We start from the raw sequence: 26777 nt of genomic DNA on the forward strand, positions 1-26777 counted from the left end.
TGACCGACGGATGCTGGCCGACACGCTCGTCCGGGCACTCCGCGACGGCTATCCGATCGAGACGCGCAACGCGGGTGCCTATGGCGAAGCGGGCTACGACCCCGCGGTCTGGCAGCAGCTGACCGAGCTCGGCATCGTCTCCGCGCTGTTCGACGAGGCCGCGGGCGGGTTCGGCGGCAGCGGGTTCGACATCATGGTGGTGTTCGAGGCGCTCGGCCGCGCGCTGGTGGTCGAGCCGTTCCTCGGCGCGCTGATGGCCGGTCGCGCGCTGGCTGCGGCGGGCGGGCACGACGCGGTGCTGGCAAGAATCGTCTCGGGCGAGACGATCGCCGCCTTCGCGCACGAGGATGCACAAGCGCCCGTGACCGCGACGCGCGACGGCGACGGCTGGACACTGAACGGCACGAAGGCGGTCGTGCACCAGGCAGGCGCCGCATCGGTCTTCGTCGTCAGCGTCGAACAGCCGGGCGATCCGCTCGTCCTGCTCGTCCCCGCCGACGCCGCCGGGGTGTCGGTCCGCCGCTACAGCGTCGTCGAGGGCGGCGGCGCTGGCGAGGTGACGTTCGACGGCGTCGCGCTCGGCCCGGACGCCCGGATCGGCACGGACGGGCAGGGGCGTGCGATCGTCGATGCGGCGATCGAGGCGGGGCTGCTCGCGCTGTCCGCCGAGGCGCTCGGCGCGATGGCGTTCGTCAAGGAGGCGACGCTCGGCTATCTGCGCGGTCGCAAGCAGTTCGGCGTGCCGATCGGCAAGTTCCAGGCGCTCCAGCACCGCATGGCGACCGTGCTGCTCGAGATCGAGCAGGCGCAGTCCGCGGTGATCAACGCGGCGGCGGCGTTCGACGGCGACGATGCGACCGCGCGCGCGCGCGCACTGGCGGCGGCGAAATACACGATCGGCCGGACGGGCGCGCTGGTCGCTGAGGAATCGATCCAGCTCCACGGCGGGATCGGCATGACCTGGGAATATGCGGTGTCGCATTATGCCAAGCGGCTGGTGATGATCGACCACCAGCTCGGCGACGAGGATCATCACCTCCAGCGCTATATCGACCTCGCCAAGGCTGCCTGAGGTCCGTCGAGCGGCCTCACCCGCTCCGTCATCTTGGCTTTCGCCAGGATGACGGAAGGGCGGATGCGCGCCCGACCTACCGCGCGCGTTTGCCGATGATCGGCCGCAGGCGGACACCAAGGCAGATGACCGTCGGCCAGAACATCGTGTTCGCGACATCGACCAGCGTGTCGTCCCAGCGCCACGACCCGTAATTCAGCCGGTCCATGATCTCGTTGAACGCCTCGCCCGCCGCGACCACGGTCCAGGGGATGAAGGTGCCGAACGAGCGCCGCGTGATCAGCCGTGCGATCATCAGCAGCGCCATGCCCGCATGGATATGCAGGATGGTGTCGGGCAAACCGGTGCCGTCGCCGACCCAGTCGATCCACTGATGGTAGAGTTTGGGTAACACGTAGAGCCTCCGCCGCGGGCAGGGTGCTGCCCGGGCGGGGGCTTACCGTGATGATCGGCGAAGCGATACCGGCGTGATCAGCCGCGCACCGCCTTGCGGCACGCCTTGACCAGATTGACGATCAGCCCCGACAGCGTCGAATAATTGGCATGGTGATAGGACGACCCGTCACCAAGCTCGCCCGTCAGGCGGCGATGCGCCTCGGGCAGCGCATGATAGGGCAGCCCCGGCAGCAGATGGTGCAGCGCGTGATAGCGCAACCCCACCGGCGCCCAGATCTCGGCAAGCAGGCCCGGCGGCGGCACGTTGACGCTGTCGAGATACTGGTCGGTGATGCTCATCGCATCGCCCTCATTCTCCCACAGATGCGCGACCAGCGTCCGGACCTGGTTGAGCACCGCGATCGCCGAGACGATGGCGAGGAAGGTGAGCGAGGCGGCCAGCGGGAACACGCCGGTCGCGGTCAGCACGACGAAGCTGATCGCCCAGATGCTCGCCGCGGTCTCCCAGATCCGCCAGCTGCGCAGCGCTGCGCCCTCGGGAGGCTTGCGGCGGAACTGCGGGTTGATCGCGAGCGCGGAATAGCGCGTGACGACGATCTCGCGCAGCTTGGGCGATAGCAGCGACAAGGGCGCGAGCACGCCGTAGCGCAGGATCAGGCCGATCGGCAGCAGCGCCGACACCAGCACGAAGATCGCGAGCGTCGCCGCCGGCCCGCGGGCGAGCGGCATATATTCGGGATCGCGGTTCGTCCCGTAGCGCGTCTTGGCGTGATGCAGCGTATGGACGCCCTCATACATCAGCGACGGCATCATCACCGGCACACCGAACAGGATGTTCCACCCCGCCGTGAAGCCACGCACGGCGTTCGGCTTCATGTGCGACAGTTCGTGGATGAAGCTGAGCGCCCGGTACAAGGCGAGCACGGCTACGACCGCGCCGAGCAGCTTGGCCCAGAGCGGCGTCGCGACGATCGCCACTGCCATGCCCGCATAGCCGAGGCCCGCCGACGCGATCAGATCGGTCCAGTAGACGATCGGGCGCGCCGCATGCAGGTCGCGCGTCAGCGACGCCGCGGCCTTGATCATCGCGATATCCTCGCGTCCCGCCTGCGCCGCCTTGGGACGCGCGAGCGCGGCCGAGGCCCGCGACAGGGTCGCAGCAAGGGGGTCGGGCGTGACGAATGCGGTTGCCATGATCATACCATTTTCGGGTGACGTATCGTCGTCGATACAGAAGAATTCAGGCTGAAAAATGGTGATGGGACGACCGGAATCAACCACCCGGCCGGGCCGCGACCGATTGCGTGTCGCCGTCGCGACAGACATGCGGGGCCGAGAAGACCCGCCTGCATCGTTGATCTGAATTAGGAACGCTTTGCTGGCGCAATCGTTAGGGCGGTGGTTCCCAACCGGGCTCATTTTCGAGAAAGCGAATTTTATGAAGACATTGATCCTTGGCGCAGCCGCGCTTGCCATGACTGCCCTCCCCGTCGCGGCGAGCGCAGCACCGGCAACCGGCAACGCTGCAAAGTCGCTGTCGGTCGCGTCGTCGGTTCGCACCGGCACCGCCACCAAGCGCTCGAGCAAGATCGCAGCGGACAGCATCGCACCGCTCGTCATCGGCGTCGGCATGCTCGCGGGCGTCACCTACCTTGTCATCGACAAGGAAAATGACGACGACAACTCGGACAGCAACTGAGTTAAGCGCGGGGGCGGCGGTCGCGCCGCCCCCGCAACCTCTGTCGCCCGGTATCGGGCGATAGACGTTTCAAGGCCGCGCCGTGTAGGGCTGGGACATGACCCGTATCGTCCGATGCTGCGCCCTGATCGTCCCGTCGCTCGCACTGCCCCTGGCATTGTCGGCCTGCGATCCGCCACGCTGGGCGCGCGGCGGCGCCGATACGGACAGCCGCGACCCGATGGCGCGGCGTGATGCCGATTTCAGGCGCACCGAGACGCAACGCGTCGCGCAGGATATCGCCCGCACCGAAGAGTCCGTCCGCCTCGCGATTGCCGAAAAGCGTATCGAGGCGCTCGAAAAATCGCTCGCGGAGATGCAGACCACGCCCGAGACGGTCGAGATAGACCTGCTCAAGGGCCGTCTCGCGGCCGTCGAAGCCAAGGCCTATGCGCTGCAGGACGCACCGCCGCCCGTGCCGCCCGCCGCCGCTGCGACGCCCACCCCGCGCCGCGCGGCAAGCACCGACGCCACGACCACCCGTCGCGATCCATCACGCCCGCCCTTGCGCCTGCCCCAGCTCGAATCCGCGCCGCGCCGCGCCACCGAGGCCGAAAAGGCTGCGTTCAACGCCAACCGCCGCTGACACGATTCCCCTATAATCCGGCCTGATCGATCATCGATGCGATCTCGGCCGGCAACGCGGTTTCCGCCTTGGGCAACAGGCGGTTGAGTGCGGTCTGCACGCGTTTGGTGGCGACCTGATACGCCTTGTGCCGGATCGCGCGAGTTGCGTTCGTCCGCCAGGAGGAGCTCTCGCCGAGCAGCGCCTCCCATTTGGCCTCCTCGGCCGCGAGGATCGAGAGTGCGAGACGAAGCCCGTCCCGCCGTCCGCGTGCATAATCGTCGGACATCGCCGGCATCTCCATCATGCGCCCCCGGTCCCTGACAAGCGAGGTTCGCTTTGTACCCCGACCACCACGAAATCTCCCCGTGATCAAGAGCTTGGTCGCATGCCGACCGCGGCGCGTGGCTTCGGGGCGCAATACAGCTTGCAGGCAGGCCCGTCTGGCCTAGTGTGCGGGCATGATTACTCGGCGCACCGTCATCGCTTCTTCTCTCGCCCTGTGCGCAACCCCGGCGATCGCCGCGGCGCCCGCGCGGCGTGGCCGTTTGAAGCAGTCCGTCAGCCGCTGGTGCTATCAGGACATGCCGCTCGATGCCCTGTGCGCCGCCGCGGCGCGCATTGGGCTGGACGGCATCGATCTGCTGCAGCCCGCCGAATATGCGGTGCCGCGCCGGCACGGACTGCGGTGCACCATGGGCTATGCCGCCGACATCATGACGATCCCCAATGGTCTGAACCGGCGGGAAAACCATGCGGCGATCGAACGGGCGTTCCGCATCGGTATCCCGCAGGCCGCAAAGGCAGGCGTCCCCAATGTGATCGCCTTTTCAGGCAATCGCCGGGGCCTGTCCGACGCGGAGGGCGCCGACAACGCCGTCGCCGGGCTGAACCGTCTCAAGCGGATCGCCGAGGATCATGATGTGACGATCTGCGTCGAGCTGCTCAACAGCAAGGTCGACCACCCCGATTACATGGCCGACCATACCGCCTGGGGCGTGCAGGTCGCCAAGGAAGTCGCGTCGCCCCGCGTGAAGCTGCTCTACGACATCTATCATATGCAGATCATGGAAGGCGACCTGATCGACACGATCCGCAAGAACATCGCGTGGATCGGCCATTTCCATACCGGCGGGGTTCCCGGGCGGCATAATCTCGACGGCACGCAGGAGGTCGATTGGCGGGCAGTCGCGCGCAGCGTCGCCGATCTCAAATTCCAGGGTTATTTCGCGCATGAATTCGTGCCGGTCGGCGATCCCTTGACGGCGCTCGCCCAAGCGGTCCGGACCTGCACGGTGTGACCGGGAGCCGGACGGTCGACGCTTCGTAACTGCCGGGGCCAGCGCGTGGCCCGGGACTCAGCGCATCGCGAGCTGCGTCGTCAGCGCGCGCGGCGTGATCGTCATCACCCCGTCCTCGATCGTCACGCGTCCCAGCCGCGCGATCTCGGGCTGGCCGAGTAGCGTATAGGGCATGCCGCGCTGGCCGATGCGCATCGCCATCCGGCCCAGACTCTGCCCGCCGATCTCGACCGAGGCGACACGCGCGACGCCGAGCCGGGTATAGCCGCCGATGCCGATCGCCGTTTCCTCGCGCTGCACCGCACGGTCGGCCCCTGTCGCGCGCGCATCGTCCGCCGACAGGATGGTGTAGGCCGCGCCGGTATCGACGATCGCACGGATGCGGACGCCGTTGACCATCATCGCCGCGACGAAATGCCCGCCCCAGGGATCGCGATTGATCCGCAGGACATGCGGCTGCCCAAAGGTGACCGGCTCGTCGAGGTCGGCGGGGTCGATCTCGATGCGGGGGGCGGGCGGCGGCGCATAGCTCACCGCGGCGACCATCGTCCGCTGTGGCTCGATGCAGGTGACGACGGTGCGCGACAATATGTGCCCCTCGTCGTCCTCGTCGGTCGTCTCGGTCGTGGTGATCACCGCCATGCCCGGCGTCGCCGTGCCGCCGCGCCAGGCGGTGTCGACGATGCGGGTATGACCGTTGATCGTGGTGACGGTGCGCACGGTGTTCGCCGGGACATCCTGGATCTGCCCGCCGATCGCGACGCGGACCTGCGCGGCGGCAGCGGTAGCGGTCAGCGCGGACGCCAGCGCGATCGCGAGTGCCCCTGCGCGGACGGTTGCTCTGATGCCCACGGCAGTCCTCTTTTCCTCATCCACGGACATCCGTCCCGGAGGATCAAAGGAACCCTAGCGGCAGTGTGTTTACAGTTGGTTAGCGCGGCAGGACGCGCTGCGGTCGACGTCCATGGTGCTTGGCGGCGCGGGCGCGGTCCGGGATCAGGGGAAGCCCGCACCGCCATGCGCGCCGACCGCGGTCCCGGTCGAGTAGCTCGCCTCGCCGGACGCCAGCGCGACGAACAATATCGCGAGTTCGGACGGCTGTCCCGCGCGGCCGAGCGGCGTGTCCTGGCCGAATTCGTGCATCTTGCCCGGCAGCTGCCCGCCCGCGACCTGGAGCGGTGTCCAGATCGGGCCGGGCGACACGGCGTTGACGCGGATGCCCTTCTTGGCGAGCTGCTTGGCCATGCCGCGCGTCAGATTCTGGATCGCCGCCTTGGTCGAGGCATAATCGATCAGGTCGTCGTTCGGATCATAGGCGTTCTGCGAGATCGTGTTGATGATCACCGAACCCGGCGGCATCGCGGGGATCGCGGCCTTCGAAAAGCGAAAGACGTGGAACACGTTGGTCTCGTAGGTGCGGACGAACTGTTCGTCGCTGATCTCCATGATGTCCGCCTTGGACTGCTGATAGGCGGCATTGTTGACCAGGATATCGAGACCGCCGAGCTGCGCGATCGCTTTTCTGACGGTATCCTCGCAGGCCTTTTGCGTGCGGATGTCGGCGGGCAGCAGCACCGCCTTGCGCCCCGCCTGCCGGATCAGGTCGGCGACCTCGCGCGCGTCCGGCTCCTCGCTGGGATAATAGTTGATCGCGACGTCCGCACCCTCGCGCGCAAAGGCGATCGCGGCGGCGCGCCCGATCCCGCTGTCGCCACCCGTGAGCAGCGCCTTGCGACCGACCAGCTTGCCGCTGCCGCGATAGCTCTGCTCGCCATGATCGGGGCGGGGGGTCATCTTGCTTGCGAGCGCGGGCCAAGCCTGGCGCTGCTCGGGAAAGGGGGTGCGGGTGTACGCATTGCGCGGGTCGCGCAGGCTGGGGGCGGGCCCGGTGGCGGAGGCCCCGGTCGATTGCACCCGCGCCATGCCCGGCGCGGCCGCGGCTGCGAGGCCGACGGCGGCACTGCCCAGGATGCTGCGGCGGGAGGTTTCACCGTTGCTCATGATCGGATCCTTGTCGGTCGGGGTCGCCGGCGGGCTGGTCCCTGCTCGACGAACCGCGGCGCGGACCGTTCCATCGGCGCGGTCATCCGGCCCGATACTGCGGAAACCGCGGATGCCGAGCGGCGTTCATCCCGATCTGCACCTGCGAGTATCCCACCATGACCGACCGCCCGCGCATCATCTGCCTCATGACCGCGTCGGTCGATGGTGGCCTGCATCCCAGCCGCTACACCGACAGCCCGGATGGCACCGCCAGCGAGTGGACGCGCGCCTATGAGTCGCTGCACGAGCGCCTCGACGCCGATGGCTGGATCGTCGGACGCGTCACCATGGCGGAGATGGCGAAGGGAGAGCCGCGTGCGTCGACGACGGCGGACGCGCCCGCGCGACCGTCGCTGTTCCAGGCGCACGATGCCGCGTCCTTCGCGATCACGCTCGATCGCGCCGGCAAGATCCGCTTCGCCGGGCCCGACATCGGCGGCGACCCTGTGGTCGTGCTGCTCGGACGCGGGGTGAGCGACGCCCATCTCGCGGAGCTCGCCGCCAATGGCGTGTCCTACCTCGTGTCGGATAGCGACGAGATCGACCTCGCCGGTGCGCTAACAACGTTGCGGCGCGAACTCGGCATCGAAACATTGCTGCTCGAAGGCGGCGCCGGCATCAACGGCTCGTTCCTCGCTGCCGGTCTGGTCGACGAACTCAGCCTCGTCATCGCACCCGCACTCGACGGCGGCGCCGATGCGGAGCGGATCGTCGCGGCGGGCGACGGCCTGAAGGGCAAGGTGACGCTGTCACTGCTCGGATGCGAACAATTGGCCGCCGGGGCGGTCAATTTGCGGTACCGGGTGGAGGCGGTCGGCTAAGCGCAGTCGGCGTACATGGCGGAACGGAATTGGTGCACCCGACTGGATTCGAACCAGTGGCCTCTGCCTTCGGAGGGCAGCGCTCTATCCAGCTGAGCTACGGGTGCCTGAGGCGTGCGCGTAGCAAAGCCTAGTCGGGTGCGCCAGCCATTTTCTTGGCCGCGCTGATCTTGGCGGCGAGCTTGGGCGGCGGGGTCTTGGGCTTGAACGCGCACAGGTCCGCGACGAGGCAGCGCCAGCATTCGGGGGTGCGCGCCTTGCAGACATAGCGGCCGTGCAGGATTAGCCAGTGATGCGCGTGGAGGCGGAAGGGCTGGGGGGTGGCCGCGTCGAGCTTCAGCTCGACCGCGAGCGGGGTCTTGCCGCGCGCAAGGCCGGTGCGGTTGCCGACGCGGAAGATGTGCGTGTCGACCGCGAAGGTCTCCGCGCCAAACGCGACGTTGAGCACGACATTGGCGGTCTTGCGCCCGACGCCGGGCAGGCGTTCGAGCGCGGCGCGGTCGTTCGGGACGATGCCGTCATATTCGTCGACGAGCATCTGCGACAGCGCGATGACGTTCTTGGCCTTGGTGTTGTACAGGCCGATCGTCTTGATGTGCTCCTTCAGCGCGTCGAGCCCGAGCGCGAGCATCGCCTGCGGCGTGTCGGCGATGCGGAACAGCGCGCGCGTCGCCTTGTTGACGCCGATGTCGGTCGCCTGCGCAGACAGCGCGACCGCGACGACGAGCGTGTAGGGATTGACGAATTCGAGCTCGGTCTCGGGATGCGGATCGGCCTCGGCGAGCCGCGCATAGAAGTCGACGACGTCGGCCTTCTTCACTGGCTCACAGCCCGAGCACGTCGCCCATCCGGTAGCGGCCGGCGGGCTGGTCGGCGAGCCAGAGCGCGGCGCGCACCGCACCGCGGGCGAAGATGCTGCGATCGTCGCCGCGGTGGTTGAGCTCGATCCGCTCGCCTTCGCCCGCGAAGATCACGCTGTGGTCGCCGATCACCGATCCGCCGCGCAGGGACGCGAATCCGATCGTCCCCTCGCTGCGTGCGCCGACCAGCCCGGCGCGGCTGTCGACGCGCAGCTCGGCGAGCGTCGAATCACGCCCGCGCGCGGCGGCCTCGCCGAGCAGCAGCGCGGTGCCCGAGGGCGCGTCGACCTTGTGGCGGTGATGCATCTCGACGATCTCGACGTCCCAGTCGGGGCCGAGCCGCGCCGCGGCCTCGCGCACCAGGATGCCGAGCAGCGTGACTCCGAGCGAGGTGTTGCCGGTCTGGAGGATCGCGATGTCGGCGGCGGCGGCGTCGATCAGCGACTGGTGCTGCGGGGTCAGGCCGGTCGTGCCGATGACGAGCGCGGTGCCCGCCGCGCGCGCGGCGGCGAGATGCGCCTCGATCGCCGAGGGGGTCGAGAAGTCGACCAGCACGTCGGCGGCGGCGGCGAGCGGGCTGGGGTCGTCGCCGGCATCGACGCCGCCTGCGAGCGTCGCGCCCGCGCTCTCGATCGCGTCGGTGATCGCGCGGCCCATCCGGCCGGCGCTGCCATAAATGCCGATCGCGGTCATGCGGGCCCGGGGGGCGGACGGAGGCGAGGTCGGTGCAATCATGCGCGCGCTTTCGCACGAAGCGGGGGGTCGCGAATAGACCCCAAATCCGCGCGATAGCGTTATCGCGGGACGGGCGGGAGCGACCGGACGAGGTCGAGATCGGCGGGCTTGTCGACATCGACCGCGGCCAGCCCGTACGGCGTCGCGACCGCTGCCGCGACCAGCCCCGCCTTGCGCCCGAGATGCGCGATCGCATCGCCCAGCGTCAGCTGGCCCAGCGCATAGCGCAGCAACAGCCCCGGGCCGAGCCGGCGGACGATCCGCCACGGCCGCTTGCGATCCGCCTCGACCTGCCGCCACAGATCGATCGCGGCGATCGACCTGGGGGTGGCGAAGCGGAACAAATTGCACCCCGACCAGCCGCCGTCCGCGAAGCGGAGATAGGTGCGCCGCGTCCCGGGCGCTGCCGCCTCGACCACGTCGCGGCGCGCGAGCAGCACCGCGACATCGGCGTCGGCGGGAATGTCGGCCTGGAACCGCGTGATCCATTCGGGGCGGAGCAGCGCATGATCCGCGGTGGTGACGAGCAGCGGGGTGCCGAGCGCGGCGATCCCGTCGCCGACGCTCAGACTCGGGCCGCTCGCGGCGTCGAGTACCCGCAGCCCCAGCGCGACCGCATGATCGCGCACCGCGTCGTCCGATACCGATACCGCGATCACGCCCGCGCCCGCCTCGCGCAGCGCGTCCGCGACCCGCGTGAGCAAGGTCCGCCCCTCGAGCAGGATGAGCGCCTTGTGCGCGACGCCCGCATAGGCCGCGAGCGGATCGACGCCGCCGCGCGACCCGGCGAGGATCAGCGCGTTGAACGGGGTAGGCACGGCGTCCGTCATGCCGCCTGCCGCGCGCGCCAGACGCGCCACAGCACGCCGGGCGCGGCAAGGATCGGATGCCGCTCGGCCCAGGGCGACAGCGGCACGGCGATCCCGGTGTGCCGCTCGATCTTCCACGCGCCGTAGCGGGCCGCCCCGTCGAAGGTGAAGGCGGCGCGCATCAGCCGGGCGATGTTGATCGGCTTGCCCGCGCGCCGCCGCAGTCGCCACGCGCGCAGCACCGCGGCGCGGCGCGCGGGCGGCAGGGCAGGGCGCAGCGCCTGGCCCTCGGCGGTCACCGCGATCCCGTCCGCTGCCCAGGCGAGCGGAAGCAGCCGGTTATAGCGGTCTGGGTCGAAACCGATGATCTGATCCTCGCGTCCACCCTTTTCGACGCGGAATTCAGCGGCATAGGTCTGGCGGAACAGCGCCCGCCAATAGTCGCGCGGGGTGCCCGTCTCGGGGCCGAGCGCGGCGGCGAACCGCGCGGCGGAGCGTGCGGCGGCGGCGATCGCCTCGGCGATCCGCGCGGTCGTCGCCTCGTCGCGCGACCACACCAGCGCACAGGGCTGGACGAAGCGCGTCCAGATCGTCGTGTCGAGCGTCCCCGCGTCCGCCGCCCTGGCGAAGGTCGACAGCCGCATCGTCGCGATCTTCGCGCGCAGCGTCTCGCCCGCCTCGTCGAACTCGCGGTAGCTGACGGTCGGCCAGATGCCGCGTTCGGGCGCGCCCGCCGTCAGCACGTAGAAGTCGAGCACGCCCTCGGTCGCGCCGGTCCGCAGGTTCGAGCCGTAGAACAGGATGCCGACCGCGCCGGGCGTCGCCGCAAGCGCCTCGGCGACGTGCCGCACCGCGGGGATCACCGGGGTGGCGAGCTGGTCGCGGACGAGCGCGCCGAGCGTCGCGCTCACGGAACGACGAAGCTGATCGGCGCCGCCTGGCGGATCGTCAGCGCGCCGCCCGGATAGACTTCGCCGTCGAGGATGAAGCCCGCCTCCATCGTCACGTCGAGCGCGGGCGTGTCGATCCGGTGATAGCCCGCCCGGTCGAGCCATTTCGCCGGCGAGCCCGCGACGATCAGCGGTGCGGCGGCGGCGAGCCAGCGCGGCGGCGCATCGACCAGCAGCGTCTTCAGCCCGTCGCGCGCGGCCCCGAATGGCTGGACGCCCAGCGGCATCCGCGTCAGCGTCGAGGCGAGCAGGATGTAGCGATGCGTGTCGGTGTCCGCGACCCGGCCGGCATCGGCGGCGGGATCGTAGCGGACGTGCATCCGGTTGCCCGCGCGCCACATCCCCGATGCGCGACCGAACAAGGTCTGGACGATCGCCCAGCTCAGCGCGACGCCGACCGCGAAGCCCTTGAACGCGCCCGCGCGGTGCGCGCGCTGGGCGAGCCCGGTCGCCTCGACGAACGCGCCCGCGCCGAACAGGAAGCCGCGTAGCTTCTGGCCGGTGCCGGCGCGTTCGACCTCGACCGGGCGCCGGACGATGCTCGCGCCGTCGCGCGCCGCGGCGAGCGCCTGGTCGAGCGTCCAGTGATCGGGAATGCCCAGATCGAGCGCGAGTGCGTTGGTCTTGCCCGACGGCACGATCGCGACGCGCGGCATCGCGCCCGTCCACACCGTCGCCGCCGCGGTCAGCACGTCGCGGATCGTGCCGTCGCCGCCATCGATCACCAAGAGCTCGATCCCGTGCTGCGCGAAATCGCTCAGCACCGCGGCCAGCTCGGTTTGGGTCCGCGGCGTGACCGCGAGCACCGTGCCCGACACGAAGGGCCGCGTCGCCTCGACGCTGCTGCGGTTGCGGTGGCTCTTGGGGTTGCAGATGATCCCGGTGCGGATCTGCGACGCAGCACTGCGCGCGGTCACGTCCGGTGCCGCGCCGCGTCTGGCCGCTGGAAACGGCACGCCATCAAAGGCCTGGAAATTGGAAACGGCGTCGCTCACACTCTTGGCTACCTGTCGCAGGCTAGTATCGCTACATTTTTATGGCACGTCTGCCCCTGATCGACGCTAGCGCCGATACCGCATCTTCATCCGCACGACCGTCCCCCCGGCCGGCAAGGCCACCCGCGCCGACGCGAAGGAGGGCAGGCCGACCGATGTGGGGGCGTCGTTCGAAAATCCAAACCCCTCCTTCGGCAGGAACAGCGTGCGGTTGAAATCATGGTCGCTGTTCTCGTCGTGATATTGCGCGATCGCGTAATAACCGGGCTTCAGCCAGAAACAGGCGTGCGGCTGCGCGGCGGGCACGCGCGCGCGCGCCAGCTTGCCGCCCTTGGACAGGAACCGGCCCTTGTCGTCGGGATAGACGGTGAACGCGACCTCGCCGACCGCATTGTGCAGCGTGGTCGCCTCGAGCACGAGCTTGGCCGCGCCGTTCCCGGGCGTGCCGACACACGTCTCCGCGGCAGCCGCGGACGTCGAGGCGAGCGTTGCACCCGCGGCGAGCGCGAGCAGGAGAGGCAGATTCGTCATGGGGGACCCTTGCAATCGCATAACGGCAATTTGGAGGCCAATGACGTCGGCTCTGTGAACCCGGGCTTTATCGACCGCGGCGGGGCGTGCCGCCCTCAGGGACGGCTGCGCGTCAGATTCGCCGCAGCAAAGCCGAGCAGGATCGCGACCGCGACCGAGCCGATCGCGACGCCCATCGCCACCCCGGACGAACCATAGAGCGGCATCAAGGCGAACGCGCCGATGAATAGCAGGATGACGCCGACGACGCGGATCGCGAACACCGTTCCCGCGCGGTTGACCGCGGTCAGCACGGTGTCGAGGCTGACGGTCGCCAGGTCGAAACACCCCGCCGCCGCGAGCCACAACAGCACCGGATAGGCGCTGCCGAACGACTTGCCGCCGACCAGTTTCAGCATCGGTTCGCCGATCAGCGCGACGACCGCGAGGATCGCGAGCGCCGCCGCGCTGCTCGCCAGCATCGTCCGCACCAGGATATAGCGCAGCCGCTCGGGCGCCGCGGTGCGGACCGCGCGGACGATCTCGGGGAAGGCGGCGCGCGACAGGAGCTGAGACAATTTGGCGAGCGCCTGCGCGACCTGCGCCGCCAGGCGGAACGCGCCCGCCGCGGCCGGGCCGATCGACGCGCCGACGAGCAGCAGCGGGATCTGCTTGCTCGACAGGCCGAGCGTCGCGCTGGCGTTGGTACTCAGCGCGAACTTCACCACGCCGGGATTCTCCGCGACCAGCGCGCGCCAGCCGCTGCGCCCGCCCAGCAGCAGCGCGAAGTCGCCGCTGCGCCACACCATGATCCAGTAGGTCGCCGCGGTGACCAGCTCGGCCGCGGCCCAGGCGATCATGAAGCCGCGGATCGTCGGATCGAACAGCATCGCCGCGCCCGCGCCGACGAAGCGGATCACCGGCGTCATGCTGTCGGCGAGTGCGGAGAGCGAGAATTTGTCGCGCAGCCGCAGGATGCCGAGCGGGGTCGAGCGGATCGTCAGCAGCTGGATCACCGCGAAGACGAGCGTGTAGTGCATCAGGTCGCGTGGGATGCCGAACGCGCTCGCCCAGATCTGGAGGATGCCGATCGTCAGCAGCGCGCCGAGGATCGCGCTCGACAGGTCGAGCCGCGCCGCCAGCCGGAACAGCCGCGCGAGCCGCGGGCTGTCACCGTCGTGGAGCGGCTGGACGCCGTACTGGACGATGATCTGCCACGTCTGGAAGCCGACGAACGTCGTCAGCGCCTGGACCGCACCGGTGATCAGCGCGAACCGACCGAAATCGACGACGCCCAACGTGCGCGTCGCAAAGCCAAGATAGAAGAGCGACAGGATCGCCAGCACGCTGCGGCTCGCGAGCAGCCAGCCCAGGTTGCGCGCCGCCGAACGCAGCACGCCACCGAAATCCTTGGTCGTGGGGGAAGGGGCGGGGGCCTGAGTCATGCGCCCTGCGGCCCCTAAAGCGCGCGGTGCGGTGCGGCAAGTCGCGGCCGCAAGACCGCCCGCCGAACCGCCCGATCCGACGCGATCAGGCGAGCCAGCTCGTGATCGCGCCGCCCTTCGCGCGCCGTGCCATCGCCTGGAACAGCCGGACGAGATGGACGACCAGCGAGATCGCGGTCCACGCCGCCACGCCGATGATCCCCCAGTCGGGCCGGGTCACGACCAGCCCCGCGAACAGGATCACCATGTTCGGGTTGCGCCGCGCGGTGATCAGACGGAACCAGCTGTCGAAGCGTTCCCAGACATGGATGTGCATCCCGAACCGGACGATGAACGCCCCCTCGATCAGCCGCTGCGCGACATAGCCGAACAGCATCGTGCCGATCACCGCCCAGAAGGTCGCATCGTCGAGCGGCCGGCCGTACGGCGCGCAGCCCGCGGCCCAGGCCCACCACCAGAAGGGCGGATGGACCAGATCGACGCCGTGATCCCACGCATTGCCGAGCTTCGACGCGGTGATCGTGCAGCGCGCAAGCTTTCCGTCGACGGTGTCGAGCACCATGAAGACGAGGCCGGTGGCGAGCCCGGTCCAGAACCAGCCATACCAGAAGGCGATCGTCGCGACGATGCACAGCACCGATCCCATCGCGGTGACCTGGTTCGGCGTGATCCCCGCGCGCGCGCAGACCCGGGTGATCGCCAGCGCCCATTCGGGCCAGAGATATTTGGTCAGCAGGTCGGTGACGCCCTTGTACGCGCCGACATAGCTCGCCCGCTCGATCGCGGGGACCGCGGCGGGGACGAGCCGCTCGGCAAACGGCTTTTCGCGCTTGCGCAGCGCCTCGTTGAGGATCCCCTCGTCCGACTCGGCGGCGATGAGCGTCAGCCCGCTCGCGGCGTCGAGGGTTGCGTCCGCGTGCATCGCCGCGGCGACCCGCGCGCGCTCCTCGGCGGTCCGGACATGCGCCAGCACGGGAACGCCCGCGCGCGTCATCACGGTGCCGGGGCGCGTCTTCAGATGCGCGGTCCAGACCGGGTCGAACGCGAACGCCATGTTGGCGAGGATCGCGGGGCCGTCCGCCGCGTCGCTTCCGGCAAAGCCCTGCGCCACGCCGATCCGACGCAGCCGCTCGTCATTGCGCATCCCCCAGAGCAGGGTCGGATTGTCGCCCAGGGGCACGAGTGCTGGCATGTCTTGCATCCGCTGCCCGATAGCCGATTGCGCGCGGATTGCGAGCCCGGGCTGGTTCAGCGCAGCGCGGCGAGCACCGCCTGCGCCGCGCGCGCGGGTGCGCCGCCCGCCACGTCGCCGAGCGCGGTCTCGACGAACCGCGTCTGGAAATCCCGATATCCGGGATGCAGGGCGGGCGCTGCGTCGATCGCGGCGATCAGCGCGTCGAGGCTATCGACCACCGCGCCTGCGCCCCACATCGCATAGGAGGGATCGTCCACCCAGTCGGCGCCCAGCGCGTTCAGGAACACGCACGGCCGCGGGCGCATCATATATTCGACCACCTGGCTCGACGTGTCGCCGAGATACAGGTCGGCGGCGGCGGTGTAGCTGCCATCGACCATCGCGAAGCTGTCGAGATCGGCATGCACGCCCGCGCGGCCGGCGAGCCCGGCGACGAAGCCGCGCAGCTCGGGCGCGCGCTCGACCAGCCGCTGGTGCGGCGCGAAGATCAGGTTGTAGCGGCCATCGGCGAGAATGCGTTCGACCACCTCGGGCCCCCAGCGCCACCAGGACGAACGGTGCGCCTGCCAGTGCGGGGTGTAGAGGATCACCGGCCGCGGATCGGCGAACAGCCGCGCGGCGGCGGTGCGCTGGCGGAACGCGGCCTTCACATAGCCGGTGGTGACGATCCGCTCGGGCGCGTCGCCGCCGTTTATCAGCGCCTGCCGGTCGCGCTCGGCCGCGACCAAGGTGCGCCAGCCCGCGCGCCGCCGCCAGTGACCGCGCGCCATCATCGACCCCGCACCGTGGAACGTGTCGATGAACCGCGTCCGCAGCGGCAGCGTCGCGGGCAGCCACAGGCTGGTCTGTTCGGCGCACACCACCACCGGCGTGCGCAGCAGATGCGGCAGGAGGCGGAACAGCGTCGGCAGCTTGGGCGGCAGCGGCGGGTTGTCGCCCTCCGCATGGTCGGGCAGCGCGCGAAACCCCGGTGCGCGGCGGATCGTGACCTGCCCAAGCCCCGTGCTCCAGCGTGCAAGCAGCGCCTCGTGCACCGAGGTGCTGACCCACAGCTCGATCGGCAGTGTCGGCTCGGCGGCGGCGAGCGCCTCGACAATCGGATAGAGATGCGGGATCAGCAGCGTCTCGCCGAGGAACAGGAACGCGACCTTGCGGGTCATGACGCCTGCCAATGCGCAATGTCCTCGGGCCGGTCGATCTCCTGCCAGCGCGCGCCGGCGGGGATCCGCAGCGCGCGGACGCCTGCCCCTTCGGCCACGCGGCGGACGACCGCGTGGTGATAGGCATGGATCCCCTCGTCCTCGCCGATCACCGCGCGCAGCGCGTCGGCATAGGCGGTGCCGCCGCCCGACAGGATCAGCCCGAGCGACCGGTCGGTCGCCTGATGCCCGACCAGATGCTTGCCGACCGCGATCACCCGCTCGCCCTCCGCCTCGACCAGCATGTCGTCGAGCCCGGGTTCGTGGAGCGGCTCGACCACCAGGGTCACGCCCGGCGCGGGCTCGGCGCGCGCCGCCTGCAGGATCGCGGCGTCGAACAGCGTGTCGCCGTTCATCAGCGCGAACGCGGCGCCCAGATGCGCGCGCGCCGCCCAGACGCTGCCGATGCTGTTGGCGACCGACCAGAAGGGGTTGAAGAGCAACGTCGTCGGCGGGTCGCCGCACCGCCCGGCCAGATGCGCGGCGATCTGGTCGATACGATACCCGCCGACGATCACCGCGCCATCGAACCCCGCCGCCGCGACCGCGTCGAGCTGCGAATCGAGGATCGCCCGCCCACCGACCTGCACCAGGCATTTCGGCGTGCTGAGCGTCAGCGGCAGGAGCCGCGATCCGTGGCCCGCGGCAAGGATGATGGCCTTCATGGCACCCGCTTATGCATCAACTGTGGCAGGAAAATGCAGCGCTTCGTCCGTGTATGCGCGGGGCAAAGTCGCGCGTGCCGTCCTGCTTGATCCTGGGGCCCCGCCTGCGCGGGGGAACGGTGGCGGATCCGGTGTGGCAGAAACTGTTCTCCCGCGAAGGCGGGAGCCCAGGGTTACGGGCGGTGTCCTGCGTAACGCTGGGGGCACGCCCCTCAGCGCTGCACGATCGCCGCATCGTCGCGCGACCAGCCGCCGCCCATCGCCTGGTAGAGCGTCACATAGGCCGTCAGCCGGTCTGCGCGCGCCTGGACCAGCGACAGCTCCGCGGTCAGCAGCCCGCGCTGCGCATCGAGCTGGTCGATATAGGCCGAATAGCCCGCGCGGTAGCGGTTCGAGGCGTTGCGCAGCGCGCCCGCGAGCGCATCGCGCTGCGCGGCGAAGGCATTGGCCTGTTCGCCCGAGCGGCGGACGCCCGCAAGGCTGTCGTCGACCTCGCGGAACGCCTGGAGCGCGGTGCGGCGATAGGCGAACGCCGCCTGGTCGCGGCGTGCGGTCGCGGCATCGGCCTGCGCGCCCAACCGCCCGCCGTCGAAGATCGGGCTGAGCACGCTCGCACCGATCGAGAACACCGCGATCGGATCGGCGAGCGCACTCGACAGCACGACGCCCGCCGAGCCGGTGAGCGCGAGATTGGGCAGCATCGCCGCGCGCGCGCTGTCCAGCGAGCGGTCGGTCGCGACCAGGGTCTGCTCCGCCTGATACAGGTCTGGCCGGCGGCGGAGCAGGTCGGCGGGCAGCCCATCGGGGATCGCAGGCGCGGCGAGCCGGTCGAGCGGCAGGCCGCGCGGGATCGGCCCGGGGACATCGCCGAGCAGCAGGCTGAGCGCGTTTTCCTGGCGGCTGATCGACAGTTCGGCGGCGGGGACGAGCTGTTCGGTGGCGTGATATTCCGCCTCGGCCTGGCGCAGCTCGAGGTTCGAGGTGTAGCCGGTCTCGGCGCGGCGGCGGGCGATGCGCAGCCCCTCGGCCCGCGCGTCGAGCGTCTGGCGCGCGACGGCGAGCCGCTGGTCGAGCGCACGCAGCGTGATGTAGCCGGTCGCGACGCTGCTTGCGATCGCGAGGCGGACGGTGTCGCGCGACGCTTCGCTCGCGAGCAACTGCGCCTGCGCCGCGCGGCTCGCCTGGCGCAGCCGGCCGAACAGGTCGAGATCATAGCTGATGCTGACCGCGGGCTGCGCACCGATCGCATCGATCGGCGTGCCGAGCGCGCCGACCGTCTGCCCGGTGGTGCCGGGCGCGGATCCGTTGACCAGCGGCGTCTGCTGCGCCCGTGCCAGCCGCGCGGCGGCCCGCGCCTCGTCGATCCGCGCGGCGGCCGCCCCCAGATCGGGGCTGTTCGCAAGCGCCCGCGCGACGAGGCTCGTCAGCACCGGATCCCCGAACGCGCTCCACCAGTCCGCCCGGATCGGCGCGCCGGCCCCGAGCGCGGTCCGCCACGCGGGCGGCGGCGCAACCGCGGTCGCGGCGGGCGCCTCGGGGCGGGGGCCGATACACGCGGTGGCGAGCAGCGCGAGGGGGAGGGCGGCGGCTGTCCGCCATGCGTGTTTGCGGCGCCACGTCCGCACGCCGCCCCACGTCCGCACTGTTAGCCACCACCCCGGCACGCCGCGCCGCACCCGCACTGTCAACCACCACCCCGGCGAAGGCCGGGGCCCAGTTGGGAAGGCCGCAGTAACGGCGGACAGTGCTTCGTCATCGCCGCCCCCCAACTGGGCCCCGGCCTCCGCCGGGGTGGCGGCGTGGGTCGGCGCAGCACCTTCCCCCAAATTGTTTCCCCACGAAGGCGGGAACCCAGTCTGGGCTCCCGCCTTCGCGGGAAAGCAGGGGGCGTCGAACCGGGGCAACATCACCGCGGCCCCGGCCCGCCGGCCGTATCGACCCGCGCCTGCACCGACATCCCCGGCCGCAACCGCGCGCTCAGCGGCTGGCCCGGATCGACGCGGATGCGGACCGCGATGCGCTGCGGAACCTTGGTGAAGTTGCCCGTCGCATTGTCCGCCTTCAGCACCGCGAATTCGGACCCCGCCGCGGGCGAGATCCGCTCGACGCGCCCGGTCAGCCGTTCGTTCGCGAGCCCGTCGACCGTGAACGACGCGGGCTGGCCGACCGCCATCCGCGCGGTCTGCGCCTCCTTGAAATTCGCGATCACCCAGGTTTCGGGCGGCACCAGGAACATCAGCTGCGACCCCGCGGTCACATATTGGCCGAGCCGGACGCCGACCTCGCTCAGCCGCCCCGTCTCGGGCGCGCGGATCACCGTGTTGGCAAGGTCGATCCGCGCGAGCTGGCGCGCGGCCTCTGCGCCCGAGACGCCCGCCTCCTGGCCGCCGCGCCCGACCTCGACGGTGCGGATGTCCTGGCGGGCGATCTCGCGCGCGGCCTTGGCCTGCTGAACCTGCGCCTCCGCCTGGCGGAGCGCGGCGAGCGTCTGGTCGCGTTCGCGCAGACTGACCGAGCCGTCGGTGACGAGGTCGTTGACGCGCGCCATGTCCGCCTGCGCGCGCATCAGCTGCGCCGCGGCATTGGCGACCGCGGCGTCCTGCGCGGCGAGGCTCGCCTGGCGGCTGCGCGCGGTCTGGAGGCTGTTCGACAGCGTCGCCGCCTGCGCATCGACCTGCGCCTGCGCCTGGTCGATCCGCTGGCGATAGATGCGGTCGTCGATCTTCACCAGCGGATCGCCCGCCTTCACATCGGCGAAGTCGCGGACGAGCACCTGCGTCACATAACCGCTGACCTGCGGGCTGATCACCGTGGTGCGGCCGCGGACATAGGCATTGTCGGTCGACTGGTAGCTGGTCGCGAACGGCGGCAGCCGCCACGCCGCGAGCACCGCGCAGACGCCCGCGATCACGAGCAGGACGATGACGCCGATGACCCGCGGGCTCGGCGGCTGCGGTCGCCAGCCCGAGCCGACCGGGGTGGCGGGCGTCGCGGCGGGCGCAGGCGCGGCGGTAGCGGCGGGGGCGGTCGGGGCGGCAGCCGTCTCCGCCTGTTTCTCCTCCGTCGCGGGTCCTTCTGCCACCGGGCTGCGGGCGTCGGTCATGTCGTCCTCTCAAGTCGCGCACGGCGTTCGCGTCGTTGGCGTCGCACCATCAGGAAGACGAGATACCCGAACGTCCCTCCGGCGAGAATCGCGACCAAGCGGAAGACGTCGGCATAGGCAAGCACGTTCGCTTCGCGCGTCGTGGTCTGCGACAGAATCGCCGCGCCCTCCGCGCTGCGCAGCGTCGGGTCGACGATCACCTGGCCGACCGCGGCGCCGCCCGCGGCGATGCGCTGCGCGACGATCGGGTCGGTCGGCGAGATCTGCTGGACCAGCGCCGCGCTGTTCGCCTTCTCGCGGACCACCTGATAGCTGCCCAGCAGCGCGGTGCCGCCGAGCCCGCCAAGTGAGTTGATGATCCCGAACAGCGCGATGAAGCTGATGATGTGGCCCGCACCCTCCTTCAGCGCGCGCGTCATCCCGAACAGCAATGCGGGGCCGAGGAAGAAGGTCGCGGAGAAACCGATGATCGCCTGCGTCACGTACATCTGCGGCGCGCGCGTCAGGCTGGTCGCATAGGAATCGAACCACGCCGCCACCGCGACCAGCCCGATCGCGAGCATGATCGGGTGGCCGAGCCGCTCGACGTCGAGCGTCACCGCGCTCGCGATCACGCCCGCGACCGAGGCGACGAAGATGATCAGGAAGAACGGGATGAGCTGGTCGTTGTTCTGCCCCAGCACGGTCAGCAGGCCGACCGCGGCATAGGTCTGTTCGGACAACACGATCCGCGCCATCACGATGACGACGGTGAAGCGCAATATGTCCGCGCTGCCGAGCCAGCGGGTGTTGAGCAGCGGGTTGACGCGGTGATGCTCGACGACGATCGCGGCGGCGAACATCGGGATCGCGACGATCAGCGCCCAGCCGATCCACGGCGCATTGGTCCACCACAGGATCCGCCCGAGCCCGAGCACCGCGGCGAACAGCGCGGTCGACCCTGCGAACAGCACGAAGGTGAGGAAGTCGAGCGGCTCGAACGCCTTGCTCCGCGTCGTCGGCGGCAGGCGCAGCGCCGCGACCGCAGCGAGCGACAGCAGCGCGAGGCCGAGCTCGAACAAATACAGCGTGCGCCACTGCGACATGGCGAGCAGGTCGGGCGAGAACAGCCGCGCGAGCGGCGTCGCGCATTGCGGGATGCCAATGCCGAGCACGACTGCCTTCAGCCGCCATTTCGCGGGCAGCGACTGCATCACATAATAGAGGCACAGGCTGCTCAGCGCGGCCCCCGCCATCCCGCTGATCGCCCGCACCGCGATCGCGGTGGCAAAGCCGTGGACGAACAGATGCGCGAGCGTCACCAGCACGTAGAGCGTGAGGAAGATCAGCGCGAAGGGCCTGAGCCCGAACTGCGCGCGAAACTTGATCATCAGCAGGTTGATGCTGACGTTGGTCATCACATAGACCGTCGGCAGCCACGCGATCTCGGCGGGATCGAGGCCGAGCGCACCCTGCAGCGTATAGGTGTTCGCACTGATCAGCGCATTGCCAAAGCCGACCGTCAGCCCGAGCAAAATGCCGATCAGCGCATAGGCGATCTGGCGGTGCCGCGGATGCGCGGGCGAGCCCGGTGAGCCGGGGAGGACGGGCAGTTCGTGCGGTGCGAACGTCCAGTCTTCCTCGCTCAGGAAGCGTCTGATTCTCCGGGCGATCATGGTCGCTGTCTTGTGGCATGATCACGGGGGCGCGTCATCCGGGAACGCGGGTGTTTGCGAGCGACCCGCGTCAGAAAAGCACACCACCCCGGCGAAGGCCGGGGCCCAGTTGGGGGACGGCGGTAACGACGGGCCGCCCTCCATTACTGCGACCTTGCCAACTGGGCCCCGGCCTCCGCCGGGGAGGTGCTCCTCATCTAAAGCGGATCCCCCATGCTGCACCGCAGCGGAACATCCCAGCACCCGCACCGTTGCGCTGTCATGCGCATATTCAGATCGCTCCACATACCACCCGAATGGGTCTGGCTGGAAAGCGTCGCCGTGGTCTCCGCGGCGGTGCTCTTCGCGCTGGTCGCGCACTGGCTGACGATGCGGATCGCCGGCCATGCGCAGCGGCGGTCGACCGCCAAGACCGACGGCCTCGTCCTCGCACGCGTCCGCCGGCCGCTGCGCGCGGTGTTCGTCGCGGTCAGCGTCGCGTTCGTCGCGCGGATCCTGCCGATGGACGACGATATCGAGGAATTGTGGAAGCAGATCCTCGGCTTCCTCGTCCCCGCTCTGCTCGGCTGGCTCGCGGTCGCGGCGCTGCGCGCGTTCCAGGACGTGATCGAGATCCGCTCGGACATCACCGTCGAGGACAATCTGCGCGCGCGGCGCAAGCGCACCCGCGCGGCGATCCTCGGCCGGATCGGCACCTTCTTCATCATCTTCATCAGCGTCTGCCTGATGCTGCTCAGCGTCCCCGGCATCCGCTCGATCGGCGTCACGCTGATGGCGTCGGCGGGTATCGCCGGCCTCGTCGTCGGTGCCGCCGCCCAGCCCGCGCTCAAGAATCTGATCGCCGGCGTACAGATGGCGTTCACCGAGCCGATCCGGCTCGACGACGTGCTGATCGTCGACGGCGAATGGGGCCGCGTCGAGCAGATCAACCTGACCTTCGTCGTCATCAAGATCTGGGACGAGCGCCGCCTCGTCGTGCCGGTGTCGAAGTTCCTCGAACAGAGCTTCCAGAACTGGACGCGCGAGACCAGCCAGCTGATGGGCTCGGTCTTCTGGTATGTCGACCCGTCGACCGACGTGCCCCGCCTGCGCGAGAAGCTCGCCGAGGTGGTGAAGGCCAATCCGCGCTGGGACGGCCGGTTCTTCAACCTGCAGGTCACCGACATGAAGGCCGACGCGGTCGAACTCCGCGCGCTGATGACCGCCAAGAACGCCTCGGTCGCGTTCGACCTGCGCTGCGACGTCCGCGAGGCGATGCTGGCGTATATTACGGCAGAAATGCCCGAGGCGATGCCCCGCGGCCGCCTGCTGATGGCCCCGGACCCGGTGCGCGGCACCGCGTCGTAACACGGGCGCGGCGCACGCCACCTGTTTCGTCAGGATGACGGGTTATGAGGAGAACCCGTCACCGCTCGGCACCATCCCAACCCAAGCCGTCATCCCCGCTCAAGCCGTCAACCCCGCGGAGGCGGGGATCCATATTGGCTGGCCATGACGAGGACTCGCGGGGGTAGCCAGTCTGGATCCCCGCCTGCGCGGGGATGACGAAGTTAGTTACGCCTCGACATGCTCCGGCGCATCCTCGAGCGCGGTGATGAACAGCTCGCACCACCACATCACGTCCTCCTTGCGGACGTTGTCGATCAGCTTTTCCCAGCGCGCCTTGCGCTCCGCGAGCGGCATCTTCAGCGCGCGCGCGATCGCGTCGGACATCTCCTCCGGGCTGTACGGATTGACCAGCACCGCATCCGACAGCTGCGCCGCCGCGCCCGCGAATTGCGACAGGATCAGCACGCCGGGATCCTCGGGATCCTGCGCCGCGACATATTCCTTCGCGACCAGGTTCATGCCGTCGCGAAGCGGCGTCACCAGCCCGACCCGCGCCGCGCGGTAGATCCCCGCGAGCACGTCGCGCGGGAAGCCCTGGTTGACGTAGCGGATCGGCGTCCAGTCGATATCCGAAAATTCGCCGTTGATCCGCCCCGACATCGAATCGAGGTTCGCGCGGATCTCCTGATAGGTGTCGACCTTCTCACGGCTGGGCGGCGCGATCTGGAGCATGTAGACCAGCCCGCGGTGATCGGGATGCGACGCCAGGAACCGCTCATAGCCCGAGAAGCGCTCGGCCAGCCCCTTCGAATAATCGAGCCGGTCGACCCCGACGATCAGGCTGCGCCCGGTCGCCGACATGTACATGCGCTCCTTGGCATGGCGCGCGGTGTCGCTGCTCGCGGACTTCTCGAAATCCGCGGTCTCGATCCCGATCGGCGTGGTGATCGCCTTGATCGTCCGGTCGCCGACCGTCACCCAGCCATCCTCGCCGACCACGCCGTCGAGCTGGCTGGTGACGTAATGCAGGAAGCTGTCGAGCCAGTCCTGCGTCTGGAACCCGACCACGTCGTACGCGAACATCGATTCGACCAGCGCGCGGTGGCTCGGCAGCGACAGCAGCATCGCCATCGGCGGCCAGGGGATGTGGAGGAAGAAGCCGATCTTGTTCTCGACGCCGAGCTTGCGCAGTTCGCGCCCCAGCGGCACGTGATGATAGTCGTGCACCCAGACGAGATCGTCGGGCTCGATCAGCGGCAGCACCGTCTCGGCAAAGCGCTTGTTCACGCGCGCATAGCCGCTGGAGAAATCGCGCTCGAACTCGGTCAGGTCGATCCGGTAGTGGAACAGCGGCCACAAGGTCCGGTTCGCATAGCCGTTATAATATTCGTCGAAATCCTGTTCCTCCAGGTCGATCGTCGCGGTGGTGACGCCCTTGCCCTGCTGGAAGTTGATATGCCCGGTAAAGGTCTCGGTGGTCGCGCCCGACCAGCCGAACCAGACCCCGCCCTTTTCGCGCAGCGCCGCGAGTAGCGCGACCGCGAGGCCACCCTGATTGCCCGACGGCGCATCGACCGATTGCACGCGATTCGAAATGACGACCAGGCGACTCATCGGACGGCGCTCCAGGGTTTGCTGAGGAGGACGGCGCAGTTGATGAGCCCCACCAGCGAATAGGTTTGCGGATAATTGCCCCACAGCTCGCCGGTGTTGGGGTCGATATCCTCGGACAGCAGCCCCGCGGGCGTGCGCCGCGCGACCATTTCGGCGAACAGCGCGCACGCATCCGCGGTGCGGCCGGTCGCGTGCAGCGCCTCGATCAGCCAGAAGGTGCAGACGTTGAACGCGGTATGCGGCAGGCCGAAATCATCCTCGGTCGCATAGCGCAGCATGTGGCTGCCGCGGCGCAGACCCTCTTCGACCACCTTCAGCGTCGACTGGAAACGCGGATCGTCGGGCGCGAAGAAGCGCAGGTCGAGCAGCTGGATCAGGCTCGCGTCGAGATCGTCGCCACCGAACGTCGCGGAGATGCGCTGAGTCTCCTCGCGCCACGCCGAGGTTTCGATCGTCTTGCGGATCGTGTCCGCGCGCGCATTCCAGAACGTCCGGCGATCCTCGAGGCCGAGCACGCCCGCTGCATTGGCGAGCCGGTCGCACGCCGCCCAGCACATCGCCGCGGAATAGGTGTGGACATGCGCCTTGGTGCGCAACTCCCACAGCCCCGCATCGGGCTTGTCATAGGTTTCCCAGGCTCGGTCGCCGACGAGTTCGAGGCTCTTGAAATCCTCGTGGCTCGACATGCGGAACAGCCGCTGGTCGAAGAACGCCTGGACGTCGGACAGGATGATCTGGCCGTACGCATCGTGCTGGATCTGCTCATACGCCTGGTTGCCGACGCGGACCGGCCCCATGCCGCGATAGCCCGGCAGCGCAGGCGCGACGCGCTCGACCAGCGTCGCCTCGCCACCGACGCCGTAAAGCGGCTGGACATGCCCGCCCTTCGACGCATCGACGATGTTGCGCAGATATTCGAGATACCCTTCGAGCACGTCGAGCGCCCCCAGGCGGTTGAGCGCCTGCACCGTGTAATAGGCGTCGCGGATCCAGCAATAGCGGTAATCCCAGTTGCGCTCGGACCCCGCATGTTCGGGGATCGAGGTGGTGAGCGCGGCGACGATCGCGCCGGTCTCCTCGTGCTGGCACAATTTCAGCGTGATCGCCGCGCGGATGACGACGTCCTGCCATTCGACCGGGGTCGCCAGGCCGCGCACCCAGTGGCGCCATTCGTCCTTGGTCCGCGTCAGCATCGCCTCGGCCGCCTCGTGCAGCACGCCGGCAAAACTCTCGTCGGGGCCCAGGAACAGGTGCATCGGCCGTTCGAGCCGGAACCAGCGCTCGCCGACGATATGCCCGACCGGCGCATCGGTGGTGAGCCGCAGCGTTTGGTCGTCCATCAGGAAGCGGATATGGTTCGACCCCTGCGTATGCGTGGTCGGCTGGCCCCAGTTGGTCGCGACGCGCAGGCGGATGCGGATCCGCGGGCTGCCCGCGACCGGCTTGACGATCCGCACGAAACTGGTCGGGCGATAGGTCCGCCCCTCGCGCACGAAGCGCGGGCAGAAATCGGTGACCTCGACCGCGTTGCCCGCCTCGTCCTCGTGCCGGGTGACCAGGATCGGGGTGTTGCGGATATAGGCCTGCGTGGTCTTCGCGCTGCCCTCGAGCTCGATCGCCCACAGCCCCGTCTCGGGGGCGTCACCACCGAGCAGCGCGCAAAAGGCGGGGTCGCCATCGACCCGCGGCACGCAGCCCCAGACGAACGTGCCGGTCCTGTCGATCAGCGCGGACACCTGGCAATTGCCGATCGGCCACAGGTTCATGTCCGGCGTCG

26 protein-coding genes and 1 tRNA gene are annotated in these 26777 nt (G+C 69.5%); 6 read left to right on the top strand and 21 right to left on the bottom strand.

Annotated elements, in window-relative coordinates:
- Positions 1 to 10 precede the first annotated feature (10 nt).
- Complete coding sequence (locus IFT71_RS05295) at positions 11 to 1072, top strand: acyl-CoA dehydrogenase family protein (protein WP_244654779.1); 1062 nt, start codon at positions 11 to 13, stop codon at positions 1070 to 1072.
- Between the two features lie 76 nt (positions 1073 to 1148).
- Here the strand turns inward: IFT71_RS05295 and IFT71_RS05300 are convergent, their stop codons facing one another.
- A complete protein-coding gene (locus IFT71_RS05300) occupies positions 1149 to 1466 on the bottom strand; it encodes a hypothetical protein (RefSeq protein ID WP_192139533.1) in 318 nt (105 codons plus the stop codon).
- Positions 1467 to 1543: 77 nt separating this feature from the next.
- The gene (locus IFT71_RS05305) at positions 1544 to 2662 is read right to left on the bottom strand and encodes a fatty acid desaturase family protein (protein WP_192139535.1); all 1119 of its coding nucleotides are present in this window, start codon (positions 2660 to 2662) and stop codon (positions 1544 to 1546) included.
- Between the two features lie 244 nt (positions 2663 to 2906).
- On the opposite strand from IFT71_RS05305, the gene IFT71_RS05310 reads away from it, so the two are divergent.
- Complete coding sequence (locus tag IFT71_RS05310; protein ID WP_037532231.1) at positions 2907 to 3167, top strand: hypothetical protein; 261 nt, start codon at positions 2907 to 2909, stop codon at positions 3165 to 3167.
- A gap of 97 nt (positions 3168 to 3264) precedes the next feature.
- Positions 3265 to 3792 (top strand): hypothetical protein, encoded by a 528-nt coding sequence (locus tag IFT71_RS05315; RefSeq protein ID WP_192139537.1) that lies wholly within the window; start codon positions 3265 to 3267, stop codon positions 3790 to 3792.
- A 10-nt stretch (positions 3793 to 3802) separates the two neighbouring features.
- On the opposite strand, the gene IFT71_RS05320 is transcribed toward IFT71_RS05315, so the two are convergent.
- Positions 3803 to 4078, bottom strand: coding sequence for a hypothetical protein (locus IFT71_RS05320; RefSeq protein ID WP_243845694.1), 276 nt, complete (start codon positions 4076 to 4078; stop codon positions 3803 to 3805).
- A 154-nt stretch (positions 4079 to 4232) separates the two neighbouring features.
- On the opposite strand from IFT71_RS05320, the gene IFT71_RS05325 reads away from it, so the two are divergent.
- The gene (locus IFT71_RS05325) at positions 4233 to 5072 is read left to right on the top strand and encodes a hydroxypyruvate isomerase family protein (RefSeq protein ID WP_192139539.1); all 840 of its coding nucleotides are present in this window, start codon (positions 4233 to 4235) and stop codon (positions 5070 to 5072) included.
- Positions 5073 to 5129: 57 nt separating this feature from the next.
- Here the strand turns inward: IFT71_RS05325 and IFT71_RS21835 are convergent, their stop codons facing one another.
- Positions 5130 to 5924, bottom strand: coding sequence for a retroviral-like aspartic protease family protein (locus IFT71_RS21835; RefSeq protein WP_192139541.1), 795 nt, complete (start codon positions 5922 to 5924; stop codon positions 5130 to 5132).
- A 144-nt stretch (positions 5925 to 6068) separates the two neighbouring features.
- A complete protein-coding gene (locus IFT71_RS05335; protein WP_192139543.1) occupies positions 6069 to 7073 on the bottom strand; it encodes an SDR family oxidoreductase in 1005 nt (334 codons plus the stop codon).
- Between the two features lie 158 nt (positions 7074 to 7231).
- Between IFT71_RS05335 and IFT71_RS05340 the strand changes: the two genes are divergently transcribed.
- Positions 7232 to 7936: a dihydrofolate reductase family protein gene (locus IFT71_RS05340; protein WP_192139545.1), complete on the top strand. Its 705-nt coding sequence runs from the start codon at positions 7232 to 7234 to the stop codon at positions 7934 to 7936.
- Between the two features lie 30 nt (positions 7937 to 7966).
- Here the strand turns inward: IFT71_RS05340 and IFT71_RS05345 are convergent.
- From IFT71_RS05345 to IFT71_RS05410, 14 genes are all read right to left on the bottom strand, one after another.
- Positions 7967 to 8043 (bottom strand) — tRNA-Arg (locus tag IFT71_RS05345).
- Positions 8044 to 8066: 23 nt separating this feature from the next.
- Positions 8067 to 8756, bottom strand: a complete 690-nt coding sequence (gene nth, locus IFT71_RS05350; RefSeq protein ID WP_192139547.1) for an endonuclease III — start codon at positions 8754 to 8756, stop codon at positions 8067 to 8069.
- Between the two features lie 4 nt (positions 8757 to 8760).
- A complete protein-coding gene (gene dapB, locus IFT71_RS05355) occupies positions 8761 to 9489 on the bottom strand; it encodes a 4-hydroxy-tetrahydrodipicolinate reductase (RefSeq protein ID WP_166747166.1) in 729 nt (242 codons plus the stop codon).
- 101 nt (positions 9490 to 9590) lie between these two features.
- Positions 9591 to 10361 carry a nucleotidyltransferase family protein gene (locus tag IFT71_RS05360; protein WP_192139549.1) on the bottom strand — a complete coding sequence of 257 codons (771 nt, stop codon included), beginning with the start codon at positions 10359 to 10361 and terminating at the stop codon, positions 9591 to 9593.
- Positions 10358 to 11251: a hypothetical protein gene (locus IFT71_RS05365; RefSeq protein WP_192139551.1), complete on the bottom strand. Its 894-nt coding sequence runs from the start codon at positions 11249 to 11251 to the stop codon at positions 10358 to 10360. The genes IFT71_RS05360 and IFT71_RS05365 overlap by 4 nt, the downstream gene beginning before the upstream one ends.
- Complete coding sequence (locus IFT71_RS05370; RefSeq protein WP_192139553.1) at positions 11248 to 12285, bottom strand: diacylglycerol kinase family protein; 1038 nt, start codon at positions 12283 to 12285, stop codon at positions 11248 to 11250. The genes IFT71_RS05365 and IFT71_RS05370 overlap by 4 nt, the downstream gene beginning before the upstream one ends.
- A 66-nt stretch (positions 12286 to 12351) precedes the next feature.
- Positions 12352 to 12816 carry a DUF2141 domain-containing protein gene (locus IFT71_RS05375; RefSeq protein ID WP_042467124.1) on the bottom strand — a complete coding sequence of 155 codons (465 nt, stop codon included), beginning with the start codon at positions 12814 to 12816 and terminating at the stop codon, positions 12352 to 12354.
- A 95-nt stretch (positions 12817 to 12911) separates the two neighbouring features.
- Entirely contained in the window at positions 12912 to 14240 is a 1329-nt protein-coding gene (locus tag IFT71_RS05380) for a lipopolysaccharide biosynthesis protein (RefSeq protein WP_192139555.1), read from the bottom strand.
- Between the two features lie 85 nt (positions 14241 to 14325).
- A complete protein-coding gene (locus IFT71_RS05385; protein WP_446740752.1) occupies positions 14326 to 15432 on the bottom strand; it encodes a CDP-alcohol phosphatidyltransferase family protein in 1107 nt (368 codons plus the stop codon).
- Positions 15433 to 15488: 56 nt separating this feature from the next.
- Positions 15489 to 16595: a hypothetical protein gene (locus IFT71_RS05390; RefSeq protein ID WP_192139559.1), complete on the bottom strand. Its 1107-nt coding sequence runs from the start codon at positions 16593 to 16595 to the stop codon at positions 15489 to 15491.
- Positions 16592 to 17299, bottom strand: coding sequence for a phosphocholine cytidylyltransferase family protein (locus tag IFT71_RS05395; protein WP_192139561.1), 708 nt, complete (start codon positions 17297 to 17299; stop codon positions 16592 to 16594). Before IFT71_RS05395 ends, IFT71_RS05390 begins: the two co-directional genes overlap by 4 nt.
- A 212-nt stretch (positions 17300 to 17511) precedes the next feature.
- Positions 17512 to 18867, bottom strand: coding sequence for an efflux transporter outer membrane subunit (locus tag IFT71_RS05400; protein WP_192140204.1), 1356 nt, complete (start codon positions 18865 to 18867; stop codon positions 17512 to 17514).
- Positions 18868 to 19205: 338 nt separating this feature from the next.
- A complete protein-coding gene (locus IFT71_RS05405; protein WP_192139563.1) occupies positions 19206 to 20402 on the bottom strand; it encodes an HlyD family secretion protein in 1197 nt (398 codons plus the stop codon).
- Positions 20399 to 22057 carry an MFS transporter gene (locus IFT71_RS05410; protein WP_192139565.1) on the bottom strand — a complete coding sequence of 553 codons (1659 nt, stop codon included), beginning with the start codon at positions 22055 to 22057 and terminating at the stop codon, positions 20399 to 20401. The genes IFT71_RS05405 and IFT71_RS05410 overlap by 4 nt, the downstream gene beginning before the upstream one ends.
- A 261-nt stretch (positions 22058 to 22318) precedes the next feature.
- Between IFT71_RS05410 and IFT71_RS05415 the strand changes: the two genes are divergently transcribed.
- Positions 22319 to 23404 carry a mechanosensitive ion channel family protein gene (locus IFT71_RS05415; protein ID WP_192139566.1) on the top strand — a complete coding sequence of 362 codons (1086 nt, stop codon included), beginning with the start codon at positions 22319 to 22321 and terminating at the stop codon, positions 23402 to 23404.
- Positions 23405 to 23611: 207 nt separating this feature from the next.
- Here the strand turns inward: IFT71_RS05415 and IFT71_RS05420 are convergent, their stop codons facing one another.
- The gene (locus tag IFT71_RS05420) at positions 23612 to 25000 is read right to left on the bottom strand and encodes an alpha,alpha-trehalose-phosphate synthase (UDP-forming) (protein ID WP_031394052.1); all 1389 of its coding nucleotides are present in this window, start codon (positions 24998 to 25000) and stop codon (positions 23612 to 23614) included.
- The gene (locus IFT71_RS05425) at positions 24997 to 26766 is read right to left on the bottom strand and encodes a glycoside hydrolase family 15 protein (protein ID WP_192140206.1); all 1770 of its coding nucleotides are present in this window, start codon (positions 26764 to 26766) and stop codon (positions 24997 to 24999) included. The genes IFT71_RS05420 and IFT71_RS05425 overlap by 4 nt, the downstream gene beginning before the upstream one ends.
- Between the last annotated feature and the right edge of the window lie 11 nt (positions 26767 to 26777).

Origin of the sequence: Sphingomonas sp. CFBP 13733 (assembly GCF_014841795.1) — a bacterium.
GTDB classification, from domain to species: domain Bacteria; phylum Pseudomonadota; class Alphaproteobacteria; order Sphingomonadales; family Sphingomonadaceae; genus Sphingomonas; species Sphingomonas aerolata.